This is a genomic window from Aliivibrio sp. 1S128, from assembly GCF_001691065.1.
GTDB lineage: Bacteria > Pseudomonadota > Gammaproteobacteria > Enterobacterales > Vibrionaceae > Aliivibrio.
In genome coordinates, this window is record NZ_MAJV01000025.1 from 222,741 (window position 1) to 240,806 (window position 18,066).

At 38.3% G+C, this 18,066-nt stretch carries 11 protein-coding genes; 6 read left to right on the top strand and 5 right to left on the bottom strand.

The genetic code is table 11. The features are described from left to right. Positions 1–2 precede the first annotated feature (2 nt). Positions 3–2,153, top strand: coding sequence for a heparinase II/III family protein (locus tag A6E03_RS05340; RefSeq protein ID WP_065600325.1), 2,151 nt, complete (start codon positions 3–5; stop codon positions 2,151–2,153). 444 nt (positions 2,154–2,597) lie between these two features. Next, positions 2,598–3,479, top strand: coding sequence for an NAD(P)-dependent oxidoreductase (locus A6E03_RS05345; RefSeq protein WP_065591899.1), 882 nt, complete (start codon positions 2,598–2,600; stop codon positions 3,477–3,479). A gap of 272 nt (positions 3,480–3,751) precedes the next feature. Here A6E03_RS05345 and A6E03_RS05350 read toward each other — a convergent pair whose 3' ends face one another. The 3 genes from A6E03_RS05350 to A6E03_RS05360 all read right to left on the bottom strand — a co-directional run bounded on the left by A6E03_RS05350 (position 3,752) and on the right by A6E03_RS05360 (position 8,706). Further along, positions 3,752–6,280 (bottom strand): VCBS repeat-containing protein, encoded by a 2,529-nt coding sequence (locus A6E03_RS05350; protein WP_065591898.1) that lies wholly within the window; start codon positions 6,278–6,280, stop codon positions 3,752–3,754. 296 nt (positions 6,281–6,576) lie between these two features. After that, positions 6,577–7,917 carry an MATE family efflux transporter gene (locus tag A6E03_RS05355; protein WP_255310602.1) on the bottom strand — a complete coding sequence of 447 codons (1,341 nt, stop codon included), beginning with the start codon at positions 7,915–7,917 and terminating at the stop codon, positions 6,577–6,579. 69 nt (positions 7,918–7,986) lie between these two features. Beyond that, positions 7,987–8,706, bottom strand: a complete 720-nt coding sequence (locus A6E03_RS05360) for a FadR/GntR family transcriptional regulator (RefSeq protein WP_065591896.1) — start codon at positions 8,704–8,706, stop codon at positions 7,987–7,989. A 391-nt stretch (positions 8,707–9,097) separates the two neighbouring features. Between A6E03_RS05360 and A6E03_RS05365 the strand changes: the two genes are divergently transcribed. The 3 genes from A6E03_RS05365 (at position 9,098) to A6E03_RS05375 (ending at position 12,507) form a co-directional block, all read left to right on the top strand. Next, the gene (locus A6E03_RS05365; RefSeq protein ID WP_065600327.1) at positions 9,098–9,808 is read left to right on the top strand and encodes a FadR/GntR family transcriptional regulator; all 711 of its coding nucleotides are present in this window, start codon (positions 9,098–9,100) and stop codon (positions 9,806–9,808) included. Positions 9,809–9,925: 117 nt separating this feature from the next. Then, positions 9,926–11,791 carry a DUF294 nucleotidyltransferase-like domain-containing protein gene (locus tag A6E03_RS05370; protein ID WP_065600328.1) on the top strand — a complete coding sequence of 622 codons (1,866 nt, stop codon included), beginning with the start codon at positions 9,926–9,928 and terminating at the stop codon, positions 11,789–11,791. Further along, positions 11,791–12,507 (top strand): 3'-5' exonuclease, encoded by a 717-nt coding sequence (locus A6E03_RS05375; protein ID WP_065600329.1) that lies wholly within the window; start codon positions 11,791–11,793, stop codon positions 12,505–12,507. Before A6E03_RS05370 ends, A6E03_RS05375 begins: the two co-directional genes overlap by 1 nt. Positions 12,508–12,575: 68 nt before the next feature. On the opposite strand, the gene A6E03_RS05380 is transcribed toward A6E03_RS05375, so the two are convergent. Next, positions 12,576–13,325, bottom strand: a complete 750-nt coding sequence (locus A6E03_RS05380) for an oligogalacturonate-specific porin KdgM family protein (RefSeq protein WP_065591892.1) — start codon at positions 13,323–13,325, stop codon at positions 12,576–12,578. A gap of 1,042 nt (positions 13,326–14,367) precedes the next feature. Between A6E03_RS05380 and A6E03_RS05385 the strand changes: the two genes are divergently transcribed. Beyond that, the gene (locus A6E03_RS05385) at positions 14,368–15,933 is read left to right on the top strand and encodes a polysaccharide lyase family 7 protein (protein ID WP_065600330.1); all 1,566 of its coding nucleotides are present in this window, start codon (positions 14,368–14,370) and stop codon (positions 15,931–15,933) included. Between the two features lie 373 nt (positions 15,934–16,306). Here A6E03_RS05385 and A6E03_RS05390 read toward each other — a convergent pair whose 3' ends face one another. Beyond that, on the bottom strand, positions 16,307–18,043 hold the full coding sequence (locus tag A6E03_RS05390; protein WP_065591890.1) for a hypothetical protein: 1,737 nt from the start codon (positions 18,041–18,043) through the stop codon (positions 16,307–16,309). Between the last annotated feature and the right edge of the window lie 23 nt (positions 18,044–18,066).

An 18,066-nucleotide genomic window follows, 5' to 3' on the forward strand; every position in this document is an offset into this window, starting at 1 on the left:
TAATGAGCTATCAACCACTTTTACTGAATTTTGATGAAGCCGCTGAGCTTCGTAAAGAACTTGGCAAGGATAGCCTGTTAGGAAAAGCCCTTACTCGTGATATGAAACAAACAGATGCTTACATGGCAGAAGTAGGTATTGAAGTTCCGGGTCACGGCGAAGGTGGTGGTTACGAACATAACCGTCATAAGCAAAACTACATCCATATGGATCTTGCTGGTCGTTTGTTTTTGATTACAGAAGAAAGTAAATATCGTGATTACATTGTTGATATGCTAACGGCGTATGCAACGGTGTACCCAACGCTTGAAAGCAATGTTAGCCTTGATTCTAATCCTCCAGGTAAACTGTTCCACCAGACATTGAATGAAAATATGTGGATGCTTTATGCCTCTTGTGCGTACAGCTGTATTTACCACACGATTTCAGAAGAACAAAAGCGCTTAATCGAAGATGATCTTCTAAAGCAAATGATTGAAATGTTCGTCGTAACTTACGCGCACGATTTCGATATCGTACACAACCATGGTCTATGGGCGGTTGCAGCGGTTGGTATTTGTGGTTACGCAATCAATGACCAAGAATCAGTAGATAAAGCGTTATATGGTTTGAAAATGGACAAAGTGAGTGGTGGCTTCTTAGCACAACTTGACCAACTGTTTTCGCCTGATGGTTACTACATGGAAGGTCCTTATTACCACCGTTTCTCACTGCGTCCAATTTACTTGTTTGCTGAAGCGATTGAACGTCGTCAGCCTGAAATTGGTATTTATGAATTTAATGATTCAGTGATTAAAACGACATCTTACTCTGTCTTTAAAACGGCATTCCCTGACGGAACATTACCAGCACTGAACGATTCATCGAAAACGATTTCTATCAACGATGAAGGCGTTATCATGGCAACATCGGTGTGTTATCACCGTTATGAGCAAACAGAAACGTTACTTGGAATGGCTGATCACCAACAAGATGTTTGGGTTCATAGTTCAGGTCAAACATTATCAAATGCGGTTGAACAGGCTGATGAAATCAAACCATTTAACTGGGGTAGCTTATTTGTTACTGATGGCCCAGAAGGTGAAAAAGGCGGCGTAAGCATTCTTCGTCACCGTGATGAAAAAGACGACGATACCATGGCGTTAATTTGGTTTGGTCAGCACGGTTCTGATCACCAATACCATTCAGCGTTAGATCACGGTCACTACGATGGTTTACACCTAAGTGTGTTTAACCGTGGTCATGAAGTCTTGCATGATTACGGCTTTGGTCGTTGGGTAAACGTAGAGCCTAAATTTGGTGGTCGTTATATCCCTGAAAATAAAACCTATTGTAAGCAGACAGTTGCTCACAACACTGTAACGGTTGATCAGAAAACACAGAACAATTTTGATACCGCGCTGGCAGAATCAAAGTTTGGTCAGAAGCATTTCTTTATTGCAGATGATCAATCGCTGCAAGGCATGAGCGGCACGATTTCTGATTACTATACTGGCGTAGATATGCAACGCAGTATCATCCTTGCGGATCTCCCTGAGTTTGAAAAGCCATTGGTGATTGATGTGTACCGCATTGAAGCAGATGCAGAGCATGACTATGATTTACCTGTTCACCATTCAGGCCAAATCATCCGTACCGATTTCGATTACCAAGTTGAAAGCACATTGAGACCTTTGGGCGAAGATAATGGGTATCAGCACCTATGGAACGTAGGCTCAGGTAAAGTAGAAGGCAGTTCTTTAGTCAGCTGGTTACATGACAGCAGCTACTACAGCTTAGTAACAAGTGCAGTAGAGGGTAGTGAGGTGATTTTTGCTCGTACTGGCGCAAATGATCCTGACTTTAACTTAAAGAGTGAGCCTGCATTGATTTTACGCCAATCAGGCCAAAATCACGTATTTGCATCCGTATTAGAAACACATGGTTACTTTAACGAATCTATTGAAGCGTCTGTTGGTGCTCGTGGGTTAGTAAAAGCAGTTTCAGTGGTGGGTCACAACGCTATTGGTACCGTTATTCGCATTGAAACGACTTCTGGCAATACTTACCATTACGGTATTTCAAACCAAGCTGAAGACGCACAGCAAGCGCTGCATTCGGTTGAATTTGGTGGCAATACATACACATGGAATGGATCGTTCGCTCAGCTTTAATATAAACGAATGATTTAATTTGTAGATTGGGAAATAAGACCAAACCGGATACTTTCGCATAGAGTATTCGGTTTTTTTTATGGATGACACAATTTTCATATCCCTATGTTAATAAGTAATACAATTGTGTGTATTTTTCTGCTGTTATGGTCACTAATAAGTTTATGAACCCTTCGTGATTGGCTTGGTTTTCTGAAAAAACAAACGACAAAGAGTAAATTTAGATACGTGCATTGAAACTATTTAGTAGTTTTAACACCTTATAATTAGGTGCTTTTTGAGTATAAATGTCTCTGTTTTATTGGCGTGAGTGATAAATTATAGGCGCGTCATCACACTTCATAACTAACAATGCAATGATCAATTAAAAACGGTTGATTAAATATAAATGGGTGGATATTATAATAGGTATATAATCATACAATAACATATTTGGAGTTACACATGACTAAACCAGTAATTGGTTTCATTGGCCTAGGTCTTATGGGCGGCAACATGGTAGAAAATCTACAAACTCGCGGCTACCACGTAAACGTAATGGATCTTAGCGAAGAAGCGATGGCTCGCGTTACAGCTCGCGGTAATGCAACAGCGTTTACTTCTGCAAAAGAATTAGCAGCAGCAAGTGATATCGTTGAGTTTTGTCTTACTACTTCTGCCGTTGTTGAAAAAATTGTTTACGGTGAAGAGGGTGTTCTTGCTGGTATCAAAGAAGGGTCAGTATTAATTGACTTCGGTACTTCTATTCCTGCTTCTACTAAGAAAATTGGTGCAGCACTTGCTGAGAAAGGCGCAGGCATGATCGATGCTCCTTTAGGTCGTACACCTGCACACGCTAAAGATGGTCTTTTAAACATCATGGCAGCTGGCGATATGGATACGTTCAATAAAGTTAAACCACTCCTTGAAGAGCAAGGCGAAAACGTATTCCACCTAGGTACTCTGGGTTCAGGTCACGTGACTAAGCTTGTAAACAACTTTATGGGCATGACAACCGTTGCAACGATGTCTCAAGCATTTGCTGTTGCTAAGCTTGCTGGTGTTGATGGTCAACAACTGTTTGACATTATGTCGGCAGGCCCATCTAATTCACCATTCATGCAGTTCTGTAAGTTCTACGCAGTAGATGGCGAAGAGAAATTAGGTTTCTCTGTTGCAAACGCAAATAAAGATCTTGGTTATTTCCTTGCGCTTTGTGAAGAGTTAGGTACTGAGTCTCTAATCGCTCAAGGTACAGCTGCAAACCTACAAGCCGCTGTTGATGCTGGCCTTGGTCAAAACGACGTACCAGTTATCTTTGACTACTTTACTAAATTAGAGAAGTAATCTAGATAAATATATTAAAGATGATATCTCGCTGATGGTTATCTTGAAAAGTCGTGATTGAAAGTAAGCGGAAAGATAAAATAAGAAGCTGGTTTATAATCAGAAGGACATGCTCTTAAGTCCAGAAAACGGCCTATTAAATTTTAGAACACTCGATGGAAACGTCGAGTGTTTTTTTATGCCTGTAGAAAAAGGGGAGTGAGTAATAATTACTTATAGGGCACTCCTATTTCAAGATATGCCCTAAACGAAAATGATAAGTTAAATAATTATTATGGCTGTGGTTGGTTCAAGTAAATACTCATTTGTCCACCCCATGTACTAATTACATCGACATCTCCATCGTTGTCAATGTCACCCGTTAAAAGTTGTTCAGACGATTTTTTTTCATCTATTAACGTAGGAGTTCCGAAATCAGCTAGACCATCATTAACATATAAATGTATCTGATTTACAGAAGAAGAGTTTACCTTCAAGTTTGCTGCCATGATGATATCTGTACTGCCATCACCGTTTACATCTGCTAATGCTAATGTTTCGTTATTATCAGGTTTATTAAAACTGTGGGTCGCGTCTGTAAAGTTGCCAGCACCATTGTTTAGTAAAAGTCTATGTCGCTCATGATCATATGATGTTTCGGAATAGAAAAACAAATCCTGACTGCCATCGTTATTAAAGTCGTCACTGAGCAAAGTGCCTCTATTTGCTCCTAGTGATACACTTCCATCCTTAGTAAATTCTCCCTTTCCGTTATTTATCCAATTGTCCTTGGCTACAATATCAGGGTATTTATCTCCGTTAATATCAGAAATAACAAATGGCTTATCGGTTGATGTATCAATCACATATTGGAGTACTGAAAACAGCCCTTTAGAATCATTTTTAAATACTTTGGCACTACTTCGATCAATCTTAACAACAAGGTCTAAATCACCGTCACCATCAAAATCAGAGAATTGAGCTAACTTTTTAGAGGCAGAACCATCGTCTTTACCTAAGATAATTTCTTGTCCTGCTGTAAATTTCCCTTTGCCATCGTTATAAAAAAACTGATGTGCATTTCCTGCGGTATATTTTCCTAAAGTAATGAGGTCATTGTCCCCATCACCGTCGATATCAGCAGCAATTACAGCTTCAGATATATGATTAAGTGCAATGGCAGTATCCATGACGGTGAAATTACCTTTGCCGTCATTTAATGCCAATATCATCTCTTTTCTGTTGCGTTGAGGAGCTACATAGTCAAGATCGCCATCGCCATCTAGATCTGTTAATACGCCTAATTCACTCCAGCCATGGGTGATAGTAATCTCTGGTTGAGCAACAAAATGTCCTTTACCGATATTTGGTGATTCTTTTAAATAGAGTACTTTGTTGACTACATCCAATGGGTTCATGTCAATTTTGTCAGATGCTGACAATGGAGAACTTTCCGCTTTTATGTCATGTAGGCCAGGAGTTAAGTTAACTTTAATTGAGCCTGTATTATATGTATCGCCAGTTAAACCAATGAGTTTGTCATTTACATAGACTTTTATACCGAGCGCTGGCTGTAGATCTTCATCTAAGACATTCAGCATCAAAGTGCCTAATATACGGCCAGTAATAATACTTTCGCGTTTGAGTTCAAGTTTACAACCTAAGGTTTGATTTTGTTCAGTACTAATATCAGTATTACAGCTTGCAAAGGGTGTAGTATTGTACCCTTCAGTTGCATCATTGATATTATGGAACGTAAGATAGGCAGTAACTTGTTTTTGACCTCCGGTTTCAAACAAATCGCTTGCGGTATAAATCCCATTTTCTTCTTGAACGATTAATACTTTTTCTTGCACTGGCACATTATGGCCACCAAGACGAACGATCAATGCTAACTCTTCTGCTGAATTGACTTCATTAATAACTTCGGCGGGAATGGTAAAGGTAAACGTTCCCTGATCTTTTAATGGAGTTAGGTTTATATTTACGTCAGCTTGAAGAGGGATAATGTCCATTTTAGCGTCTTCGCCTTCGACAAAGTTCACCGTATTATCTTCTTCTTCGGTTTTTCCTACCATCATATCACCATCATAAAGATGCATTGATAATTGATATTCACCAGGTTCAACATTCATGATCAATTCAGCAATACCAGTCTCTTTATTGATACTGTAAACAGCCTCGTCGTTACCATTAATAGATAAACCAAATTGTGGAGTATTTAACCCAGCAAGATCTTCTGCAGGCCAAGAAAACTTCAACGTAGATACATATGAAATCTGTTCGAAATCGTTAATGGTATCACCTAAATTAGGCAGTAAGATGAAATCAACTTCAGGGCTTTCACCGTCAATAATATCTACGCCTAAAGCCTTCGCCATATATTGGCTTAGCTTAACGTCTTTTGTTGTTAATAGTAGGATGAAATCATAGCTACCTGGTTTTAATGTTAGAGATCGATGAGAAATAGTTTCCACATTTCCATCGCTATCTATCTTTTGGGTAACAGGCCAATCAAACTTATGCTTTTCTTTCGTTAGAAGATTAGTTACTTCCAGAATTCCATCATAGCTTATTGCTGTATTCAAATTTTGAGACTGGCTTTGAATGTTATTCTGCTCTAATGAGGAATAACTTACGGCAACGTGCTCTGATGATGGCTTCTCTATTGTTTGTTGATAGGTTGCAGCAAATGTACTGTTCACCACCAATGGAGCATCCCCTTTAGATGCACTATCTTCGGTGCTATCTCCGCCGCCACAGCCAATTAGTGATAAACTAAGTAATGCGCCGCCTAGCCATTTCTTTCTAATTTTATACATAAGAACTCTTAACAAATATATATTAATAACAATCGATTGCGATGATATAGCATCGCGTTCGCAATAGGCGGTGAGATTAACACAGCTGTAACCCAAAAGAGGCATTTTATTTTTCTAGTTGTTGAATATAAAGGATAAATCTAGTATCTGTCGTTTTTTGTATATTTAATCATCGGCTGTGATTATATTTGAACTCATGATCTAAAAATGGCCAGTATTGATAATTCTGGCCATGAGTAATAAAGCAAAGGGAGGGGAATTAGAGCAGTGTATAAATAGAACTCAGTTCTACGCTATCAATCGTACATGAGCTTACTGGCTTTTTGTAAATCAAATTCTTTTAATGATTTTCTTGCTAGGTGTCGAAACGGATACGCTTTAACGACTTCTTCAAGAGGCTGTATCGCAAATGCCCAAAATATCGAACCATCAAAACCAAAAATAACCAATGCACAAAGCGGGATAGAGATAATCCATTGCCCTGTGAAATTAATTTTAAACACATCCGTTGTCTTTCCTAACGCCCTTAATACATGACCATGAACGGTGTTGTAACCCCTTGCTATGGGTAAGAAAATATAAAGTGGAGCAATGATGATAAGAGCGTCATAAGTGGACGGATCTAAGTCAGGGTAAATATCCGCAATAACAAGGCTAAGCCCTGCGAAGAATAAAGCACAAATAAACGACATACCAACGGCAACATCTATGCTTGTATTTACATTTTTCGTCAGTTCGTCCATTTTTTTAGAACCAATGGCTTGGCTAATTGTAATGGCTGATGAATGTGCCCACGCGGTAATAAATTGCGTACCAGCACGTAACCATGGCATCACTAAAGTAATCGCAACATAAGCATTAATATTAAGTTGAGAATAAAGTAATTGATAAATTGTCGCACCAATCGACAACATAGTTACATTGGCTGCAACAGGGAATATCTCAATAAAATGGTTCCGAATATTGGTAATAAATGCTGTTTTTGTCGTATTGATTTTTATGGAAACATTAGAGTCATAATATACGCATAAGGCTAAGTAAATGAGTCGAATTGTAATAGCAATTAAACTGCCTAACGCAGCCCCTTCAACCCCAATCCCCCCAAATGATGAAACGCCGTGGATCAAAACATAAGATAAAACCGCATTAATAGGCAGTTCAATTAAATAGCCTTTGAAAGGAACATTAGTTCTTCCTAATCCATTAAATAAGGCAATGATCACTTGAGTTAACGCCGTAAAAATCACCAAGTATTTTGAGAAATCAAGATAACTACTGATCTGTAAATGGAGAGATGTATCTTCGGTTAAGGAGTGAAGCAGTGGCTGTTCAAAGAAGGTAAGTAAAATCAAAAATAACAAGGCAACGACAGTGTTTATAGTAAGGCCAGCCCAAAACGCTTTGGATAGTGATGTTTTTACGCCTGATCCTACAGCTCGGCTTAATACCAATTGTGTCCCGTTGGCTAAAGCCATTTGAATACCAAGGATAAATGCGATTATCGTTGTTGCAATACCCATTGCTGCGAGGGGGATTTCACCTAAAGGGGAGACAAGCAAGGTATCGATCATTAGCATTGATTGCATGAGTAATGCGTTAAAAGCTAAAGGCCAAGCGAGCGAAAAATTCTTTTTGATGTAGGATTGGGAAGACAAAATAATACCTTCTGATAATGGTAATCCCCTAACTAATAGGGGAGTTGAGTGTTAGGCAGTTAGTTTTAATTGAGCTAATTTTTGGTTTTCATCATCTAATAAAATGCGGGAACAAGTTCGAGCTTGATTCGCATTTCCTGACATGATTGCATCATAAATAGCTTTATGCTCATCTAAGCAAAAACGGCCGCCTTCTGCTGAGTGGTCGATGAATTGTTTAAAAATGGTAGATAGAATCTTGCCAAATGGGATATAAAATTGATTGCCCGTTGAGAGGAATATAGTCTGATGAAAAAGATGATCGTTAATGGTCCACTCTTCGTAGTCGAAATTATTTGCAGCAAGAGACATCTTTTGAAATAAGACTGACAGCGTTTTTCGCTGTTCCACCGTCGCATTGGTCGCAGCTAAGGCACAGGCTTCGGGTTCTATGGCTTTACGTAGCCCGAGGAACTGAGAAAGGAAAGGTTTAGTGTCTTCTAAGTCTTGAATCCAATCGAGTAGCTGAGGATCCAAGAAATGCCATTGTGAGCGTGGTTGAATACGAGTACCTACTTTAGGTTTTGATTCAATTAAGCCTTTAGCTGACAATAATTTGGTTGATTCTCTAAGTGCGGTTCTACTTACGCCAAAAATCTTACAAAGATCCATTTCGCAAGGTAATTTTTCGTTTTCTTTAATGTCACCAGATAAGATCTTACGAGCGATTTGCCTCGCTACTTGGACATGAATACGGCAGCTTGAATCATCCACCAATGAAAATATTGACATGTACACCACCTGAAATTTAAATATGAAGCATAAGAAAGCCAGCTAAATTGGGCTTTAGGTTTATTTGTACATACGCTTAATTGAACGTTGCACACTTAATAAGTGATTAGTTATTATTGTTATGGGTTATTATAATACAATACTACCTTGCATATTCAATGATGTTATAAGAAAAACGGATGGTTGAAGGGAATAAATGACTAAGTTAAGATTTTTTTGTGATATTGCTCATACAAATGAGGAGTGTTTGTATTGATAAATGAATGAATTGAGTTCCTAAGATCTTAGAGTTTAAGGGAGTTCACGTTCTTATTGTACTTATTTGGAGCATTATAAATTCGGTGCTATAGTAAGGTATAAATAATACATATTAATGAATTGAAGTGAAAATATGTCAGATGCTTTTAAAGTAATCTCAGGCTCAAAACGCAGCCTACACGTCCAAGTTGCTCGTGAGATCGCCCGTGGAATTTTATCAGGTAAATTACCACAAGGTTCAATTATTCCTGGCGAAATGGCGTTATGTGAGCAGTTTGGAGTTAGCCGCACGGCATTAAGGGAAGCGGTAAAACTTCTTACATCAAAAGGGTTATTAGAGTCTCGACCAAAAATTGGTACTCGAGTTGTTGATCGTGCTTATTGGAACTTCTTAGACCCACAGTTAATCGAATGGATGGATGGATTAACCGATGTTGATCAATTTTGCTTTCAATTCTTAGGGTTGCGTCGTGCTATAGAGCCAGAAGCGTGTGCATTGGCTGCAACATTTGCAACGGCAGAGCAACGTATTGAACTTTCTTCAATTTTCCAAACAATGGTTGAAGTATCTGAAGCGGAAGAGTTTGTTCAAGAGGATTGGACATCTATTGATACGAAGTTTCATAGTTTAATTTTTAATGCAACAGGCAACGATTTCTACCTGCCTTTTGGCAATATCCTTACAACAATGTTTGTAAATTTTATTGTTCATTCTTCGGAGGAAGGAAGTACTTGCATTAATGAACACCGTCAAATTTATGAAGCAATTATGGCAGGCAATAGCGACAAAGCACGTCAAGCTTCAGCAAATCATCTGCAAGAATCAAAACATCGATTGGTATAAAAGATAGAACTATTTATTAAAAAGCATACTTAGGTATGCTTTTTTTATGCTTAAATAAATTGTGCTTCTCCTTATAGGTTATATAATAATACTAATTAAATCACGGAGAGTATTATTATGCCTCAATCCCTATTGCCAAATATCATCCAATTTATTGGTCAAATAGACCCTTTTGACAAAATACCAAAAGGAGCGTTACGAGAATTGGCGGCACATATTCAAATCACTTACTTAAGTAAGGGTGAAGTGGTTGAGATGTGTGAAATCGGGAAAGAAAAATCGCTTTATATCATTCGAACCGGTTCTATGGAGCAGAGAAAATCGGATGGAGTTTTACGAGCCAGATTAGGGTCGGAAGATTTGTTTGGTTTTACTTTCCTTAATTCTGATATGGATAACGAGCAAGGGTATAAAGCCACTGCAATAGATAATACGCTGTTGTACATTATTCCTCATTCAGCACTGCAAGTATTGTTTAAAACTTACCCTGCTTGTGCCGAGCATTTTGCGTCCCAAGCGCAAGTTCGTCTGAAATCGGCACTTGATGTGGTCTGGTCAAACAAAGAGAAAGGGCTGTTTATTCGCAAGGTGGAAGATATTGCGAGTGGTCGAGTTGCGGTCGTGACGTCAGATCAAAGTATTCAGCAAGTTGCCCATGAAATGCGCATTGTACATCGAACGTCGTGTGCCGTTATTTATGAAGATGACAAGATCATTGGCTTAATTACGGACAGAGACATGACCAAAAGAGTGATCGCTCATGGTGTGTCGTATGATCGTCCAATACGTGATGTGATGACGCATTCGCCATTAACCATTAAGCCTGATGATTTGGTTCTGCATGCGGCATCGGCAATGATGCAATTTAATATACGTAACTTACCCGTAGTAAAAGACAATAAAGTGGTGGGGCTGTTAACCACCTCTCATCTGGTTCAAAATCACCGTGTTCAGGCTATTTTCTTAATCGAAAAAATAAAATACGCAGGCAGCATAAAATCATTGGCGAGTTTTACGCCTGAGCGCCAAGCGATTTTTGAAGCGTTAGTCGAAGGTAAAGTGTCTCCAGAAATCATTGGTAAAGTAATGACGATGATTATGGATGCATATACTCGTCGAATTATTCAAATAGCGATGGATAAATTAGGCCCTCCGCCGTGTGATTTCTCATGGATCGTTGCAGGTTCTCACGCTCGAAATGAAGTGCATATGTTGTCTGATCAAGACAGTGCGATTGTGCTTGCAGATGATGCGACAGAAAATGATCGAATTTACTTTAAGCATTTAGCGATGATTGTGACGAATGGGCTAGACAGTTGTGATTACCCATTGTGTCCAGGAAAATTCATGGCCGCCACACCGAAATGGTGTCAGCCACTGAATGTATGGAAACACTATTATAAAAAATGGGTCGCGAATCCAGAATACGAACGATTGTTGAACATCAGTGTATTTTTAGAGATCCGCACTGTTTATGGCAACAGTGAATTTGAATCGATATTAAGGGATGAGCTGCACCGTAACATCCGTAATAATCGTGAATTTTTGAGTACCTTAGTCAGAGATGCGATTAATACGAATCCGCCATTAGGTATCTTCAATAGTTTGGTATTAGAAAAATCAGGCGAGAACAAGAAAACACTGAACGTAAAAAAATATGCGATTAATTTGGTCATTGATCTTGCTCGAATTTACGGATTAGCGGTGGAGTGTGACCTGTCTGCTACGGATGAACGTTTTGCAGCGGCGAACGAGAAAGGTATGCTGAGTGATGATGCGTTTAAAAATATTTTGGGTGCATACGAATTTATACTGTCATATCGCTTTAGTCACCAATTAGAAGCGCTCAAAAGAGGTGAAGAACCGAACAATAATATTGATCCAAACAGCTTTGGCAGTTTTGAGCGCAAACATTTAAAAGATGCATTTAGAATTATTGCAGATCTTCAAGAGGGCGCAAAAGTACGCTTTGGGAGCAGATAATGAAGGCGTTATTAACGTATTTTCACCCTTTAGAGGGGATAAAGAGAAAGCGAAAAAAATACATAAATACGGTTAATCTACCTAAAATGTTACGTTGCTTGGTTGAAGAGCCTTGTCCTGAAATTCATGATTTAGCTAAAAATAGTAACTACATTGTCCTTGATTTAGAAACAACTGGATTAGACAGTGAAAGCGATTTGATTTTATCTATGGGTTGGGTTGATGTCATAAACAATAAGATTGATTTAGCTTCCGCGCAGCATTTGTATTTGACGAATGATTCTCAGATAAAACCAGAAACGGTAATTATTAATCATATAACACCACAAATGTTAGAGAAAGGTGCTTCAATTCATGATGCTATGGCTACGTTTTTTGAAGCGGCAAAAGGAAAAGTGATCGTTGCTCATGCTTGTGTGATGGAGCGTAACTTTATTAACCATTATCTATTTCAAACTTATGGATTACGAGAATTACCGCTACTTTGGTTAGATACGCTATGTATTGAAAAGAAATTAGCGAATGCGATCAGTAATCATGAAGATATAGATTTAACACTGTCCGTAACTCGGTCTCGATATGGTTTGCCTGAATATAATGCCCATAATGCACTAGCTGATGCCGTTTCTACTGCTGAACTGCTATTGGCTCAACAAAAAAGAGTAACACCAAATTCAAATGTTTCAATTGGGTTGATGTATAAGCTAAGTATGTAGTGTATTGAAATAATATGCTAAATGAATAAAGCCAGCAGTTATGCTGGCTTTATTTTTTAAAAGAGAGATTAGTAACTATAAGTTAACCCAACACGGCTTCTTAGTTCTCTAGTTGCACTGCTTGATGATGTGCTCACATCTCCGAATTCTACGTAAGGTTGCCATTGTCCCATAATGTGACGGATACTGGCATTCAATTCATAATTTGTGTCGTCATTATCATAGATGTTGTAGCCATCTGCTTTGTAGTAGTTGGCTTCTACACCAAAACGCCAATTTTCAGTTTTATAGTTAACATTGGCAGTTAGACGATGGCGGCGTTGATTCTCTAAGTTACGGTATTGAGGGTCTAGGTTACCGTCTGGATCCAGAATCGGAGTACCATCATCATTAATATAATCCGTTGTATGAGTATTTTGTATCATGTCATAACGGTAACGACCACTTAAACTCAACCCATCAACACTGTCTAAATCATAAGTTAAACGGACTTGTGGTTTAAAAGTAACACCAGAAGAACGACCTTCGATAGGCATTCCTGGTTGTAATGTTAGGTTATCACTTAATTTATAGCGGTAACCAAGATCTAACTCCCAACCATTATTCTTCAAATCTTCAAGAAAATCACCGTCTTCACCTTTGAACTTTAGCTCGCCAGAAAAATAAAAATCGCCAATGCTATTCCCCATTTTTACACGAGTTGCATGTTGTTCTGTGTGGCTCTTGTATTCATGTCGAATATCAAGTGAAGCTGCAGAAACAGAGCTTGCTGCAATTATTGATGTAATCGCTAAGGCTACTTTACTGTGTTTTTTCATTATTTCATTCCACAAGTTAAGGATAATTATAAATTTAGATTTTGTTTAATTCGAGTCGATCTATACTTTGTGTCAGTCATACTTCAGAACTGACATAAGAGGAAAGTAACAAGATATAAGGGTCATTATTTATGGTTCCAATCTAACGAGTCCTTATTAAATAATACAAATATAATACATTGTTTTGATCTCTTGGATCTGTGAATTGACTCCACTTATCAATTAAAAATCATCTCATGGTTTTAGGTGAAAATTTATATGTGAATTATCTATTTGATTTTAATTGGTTTAATATATTTTCTTACATTTATAAATTTTCAAAAATGTGCGTTGTAGCATGAAATTAAAATACAGCACTTTAAAATTATTTGTAATACATTATTATATTTCGTGGTTAAGGGTGATAAACATAATGATGGTGTAATGAAGAGAGTTCATAGGATCTATTATTAGTGTAAACCGATTAAGCTAAAGATTATTAAGGTGTTAAATTAACGTATTAATAGTTGCTCACAACGATTCTAATTATATATCCATGCCTTTGATTAAGAGGCAGGAAACGGTAGTGGCTGAAACTACCCTTGCGTTCATGTTGTACAGGCGGCATGAGCGTATTTTTTTGCCTAAAATTTGAATATTGAGTTCAATGAAGAAAGAAGTGCCGGTTAGATATGGCGTCTCTTTATTATCGGTGAGATTAGTGGAGTCCCATTTGAAACGGTTAATCTTGATCACCCGATAGCGACTTACGAAGTATCAATAAACACGTTCACATTTAGGTTAATCGCTTTTAGTTCATTATAAGCAGAGCATAATTGATTGGATTTAATATTAGCAAGTGTGATCAAGATTCAGAATTACATGGATGAAAAGAGGTCGTAGTCTCATTAATTCAATCAACTCTTTTATTTGTATTATAAGATGATGTAATGTTTATTTGAAGTTAACGTTGATGTTGAGATTAAACACATTGTTCATCATAATTTTTTGGTCTCGATTTCAATTGAAAATACTGCTCCTGTAATATAATAATGGATTTAATATGAAACGAATTATTTTAAAAAGCTTGCTAGCTTCTTCTATCTTATTTGCTGTTGGTTGTACGAGTACCGGATCTCCGACAGTTGACTTTCCTAATAATAAAGAAACGGGTGAGGCAATCCTAACCCCTGTCGCTATTACTGCTAGTAGTCATGATGGCAACGGTCCAGAGCGACTATTTGATCAAGATATTACGTCTCGTTGGTCTGCAAATGGTGTCGGTGAATGGGCAATGCTTGATTATGGTTCAGTGATCGAGATTGATGCAATTCAAGCCTCATTTAGTAAAGGTAATGAACGCCAGTCTAAGTTCGACCTTTTGGTTAGTGTTGATGGTGACAATTGGACAACGATCTTAGAGGGGCAGCTAAGTTCGGGCAAAGCTATAGGTCTAGAGCGTTTTCAGTTTCAGCCTGTGCAAGCACGCTATGTAAAATACGTTGGTCACGGCAATACCAAAAATAGCTGGAACTCAGTAACAGAACTGGCCGCTGTGAATTGTGGCATTAATGCCTGCCCAGTCAGCCACATTATTACTGATGACGTAGTTGATGCTGAGTTAGTTTTAATTGCAGAAATGAATGCAGCAAATAAAGCACTTAAAGAAGCTCGTAAAGACTTACGTAAAGGCGACTTCGGAGCTCCTGCTGTTTATCCATGCGATACAACGGTGAAGTGTAATACTCGCAGTCCATTACCAGTACCAACCAATCTACCAACAACACCACTTGCAGGTAACGCTCCAAGTGAAAACTTTGATTTAACGACTTGGTACCTATCCCAACCGTTTGATCATGATAAAAATGGTAAGCCAGATGATGTCTCTGAGTGGAACTTAGCAAATGGTTACGAGCACCCCGAATTATTTTATACAGCTGATGATGGTGGTTTGGTTTTCAAAACGTTCGTGAAGGGAACTCGTACTTCTAAAAACACGAAGTATGCACGCACAGAAATGCGAGAAATGCTACGCCGCGGTGATCAGTCAATTTCGACGAAAGGGGTTAACGCGAATAATTGGGTATTTAGTTCATCACCGACTGAAGACCTGAAAGCGGCTGGTGGTATTGATGGTGTTTTAGAAGCAACACTTAAAATTGATCACACAACAACAACAGGTGATGCGCATGAAGTAGGCCGCTTTATCATTGGTCAGATCCACGATAAAGATGATGAACCAATTCGCCTTTACTACCGCAAGTTACCAAACCACTCAACAGGAACGGTTTATTTTGCTCATGAAAACACAAATGAAGGTACCGATAATTACTTTAATTTAGTGGGTGATATGACGGGTGATATTGGTGATAAAGGCATTGCCCTTGGTGAAAAATTTAGCTATAAAATTGATGTTAAAGGCAACACCATGACAGTTACTTTGATGCGAGAAGGCAAAGATGATGTTGTACAAGTTGTTGATATGAGTGAGAGCGGTTACGATCAAGGCGGTCGTTACATGTACTTTAAAGCGGGTGTTTATAACCAAAACATCAACGGCGAATTAGATGACTATGCACAGGCTACTTTCTACAAAATTAAAACATCACATGATAAATACCAAGATTAATTAAGTGTCATAACTTATTTATAACGTTATAAAACTAAAGCCTCTTTCTCGTTGAGTTGGAGGTTTTTTTTGTCGGTTATCTCTACATTCCAATCAATTTAGGCAGCATTAGGTCGTTCTTTTTATGACGCAGCTCATTTAGCTAAACTCATTGATAAAGAAGCAGACAGTACCTATTAATGATAATTAGGGATAGTGACAAGTTTAGGTGACGAATAAGCATTAAAATACTTAGGGAGTGCTTTTGTTCAGGAATGAAGGAGGGAGTATGTCACTAGGCGTTATTGATTGGTGCGTTTGGTGATACAGTCGCTAATGAGATAAAAAATGCCGTCGTAATGACGGCATTTAATCAGTAAAAAATGAAGGTGTTTTATTTCGCTGTGTTAAGTGGATCTTGAGCAACTACAGCAGAAAATGTGCTTGAATTGTATGGCGAGGTACTTAAATCTTCACCAATTGTACGTGCGTCAAAGTCATCATTGAAGACTTCTATCGTACCTGAGTCATCTGAATACACTTCATAATTATCAACGAATAAGGTGGTGTTTGCCATATTGCTATTTGATGAGAACTTAACTGTGGTTGCGGTTACTTCAACTCCTGGTGTGATGTTCTGTGAATGATAAGGACCATATTCGGTACCATCGATGTTCACTGAATAAGTACCAACGTCAGTAGTAGATGAGGTATCCCAAGACATCTCTATATCAATCCAGGTATCTGGGGTAAATGTTGCCACTTGTTCAGCTTCACCGCGCAGCGTTATTTTACCTTCATCGATTTTTAATTCACCAATTAAAGAACTGGTTGAATTTTTGGTATCAAAGAGTGCGACATAAGCCGATTCAGTTTCAGTAGCATCATAATACATAGATAGTTTATGCGTTCCGGTAGTCATACCTGAATCAAACTTATAACGAAGTTCACCGGTGTCACCTGTATCTTGATCGGTAATTGCGGCAACTTTGTTATCTGTTGGGTCAGTGGGATCTGTTGGGATATTATCACTACCGATGACGGTCGCTTCAGAACTGTTGTTATTATAAGGCTTACTATTCAATATTTTACCTGCTGAATAGCCATCAAAACTATCTTCAAAGACTAACGTTTCAATGCCACTGTCGCTTGAATAAATTTTTAGGTTATCGGCAATAAGCTCATAGTTATTGGTGCTTCCATTGTCACCTAGTCTTAATGCGATAATTTCAACAGGGCTATTTTCAGGAATTTCATCAGCTAAGTATGAGTACTCGGCGTCATTTACTTTGAAAGTAAAGACATTGGTATCCCAAGTAACGTCAATCTTTAAGGTTTCACCTTCTACATAGCTGCCATCAATTGGGTTTAAAGCTTTTGCGTTGTCACGATATTTAATAACACCGCCCTCTAAAGCAATTTCACCATGTAAGTTAGTCGTAGATGTACCTGTGGTATAAAATGAGACATACGCGTTTTTACTGTTGCTATCACCAATTGAATCCTCATCGGCTTGGTAAATCAAATCTACGGTTAATTTACCTGAGGTAATGTTTGTAATATCGTTGTCTGACAACTTCAGCCTTAACTCTCCGGTATCTGTTGTTAAGGTATCTACGATTTGTACTTGGTTGTTTATACCTGATTCTTCATTTGCTCTTGTTACTGCGTCACTCACGGAAGGATTTCCAGTCTCATCAGAACCTGTCAGGATCCCTTCTGATGCGGTATCAACGCTTAATGTCCCATTCGTTACAGAGTAAGCGCCTGACACATTAGTACTGGTCGAAGTATCTGTCCCGTAATAAGTAAATATAATCGTTTTAGAATCCACATCTTCTGTATAAGTGGTTGTTTTTATTTCGTAGGTGCCTGAAACGGTATCATCGAAGTAATATTTTTGTGTTCCATCAGCAAAAATATAAATATTAGGTAAGTCAGTTGACACGACATTAGAGAATGCGCTTATCGCGGTTGCTGATCCAATTTGCCATAGGCCACCATTTAATGCTGACGCAGGGGTTCCTGGTTCGACTGACGTTTCTGGTGGAATAGGTAAACCATCGCTATTACAACCAAATAAGAAGCCAGTGGAAAGAGCGACAGCGATAGCTATTTTAGAAATCTTCATAATAAACTCTCTTGTACGTTATA

Excerpts from the sequence above, each read along its gene's own strand:
- A6E03_RS05385 (WP_065600330.1), top strand. The coding sequence starts at position 14,368 with ATGAAACGAATTATTTTAAAAAGCTTGCTAGCTTCTTCTATCTTATTT.
- A6E03_RS05345 (WP_065591899.1), top strand. The coding sequence starts at position 2,598 with ATGACTAAACCAGTAATTGGTTTCATTGGCCTAGGTCTTATGGGCGGC.
- A6E03_RS05340 (WP_065600325.1), top strand. The coding sequence starts at position 3 with ATGAGCTATCAACCACTTTTACTGAATTTTGATGAAGCCGCTGAGCTT.
- A6E03_RS05375 (WP_065600329.1), top strand. The coding sequence starts at position 11,791 with ATGAAGGCGTTATTAACGTATTTTCACCCTTTAGAGGGGATAAAGAGA.
- A6E03_RS05390 (WP_065591890.1), bottom strand. The coding sequence starts at position 18,043 with ATGAAGATTTCTAAAATAGCTATCGCTGTCGCTCTTTCCACTGGCTTC.
- A6E03_RS05350 (WP_065591898.1), bottom strand. The coding sequence starts at position 6,280 with ATGTATAAAATTAGAAAGAAATGGCTAGGCGGCGCATTACTTAGTTTA.
- A6E03_RS05360 (WP_065591896.1), bottom strand. The coding sequence starts at position 8,706 with ATGTCAATATTTTCATTGGTGGATGATTCAAGCTGCCGTATTCATGTC.
- A6E03_RS05380 (WP_065591892.1), bottom strand. The coding sequence starts at position 13,325 with ATGAAAAAACACAGTAAAGTAGCCTTAGCGATTACATCAATAATTGCA.
- A6E03_RS05365 (WP_065600327.1), top strand. The coding sequence starts at position 9,098 with ATGTCAGATGCTTTTAAAGTAATCTCAGGCTCAAAACGCAGCCTACAC.
- A6E03_RS05370 (WP_065600328.1), top strand. The coding sequence starts at position 9,926 with ATGCCTCAATCCCTATTGCCAAATATCATCCAATTTATTGGTCAAATA.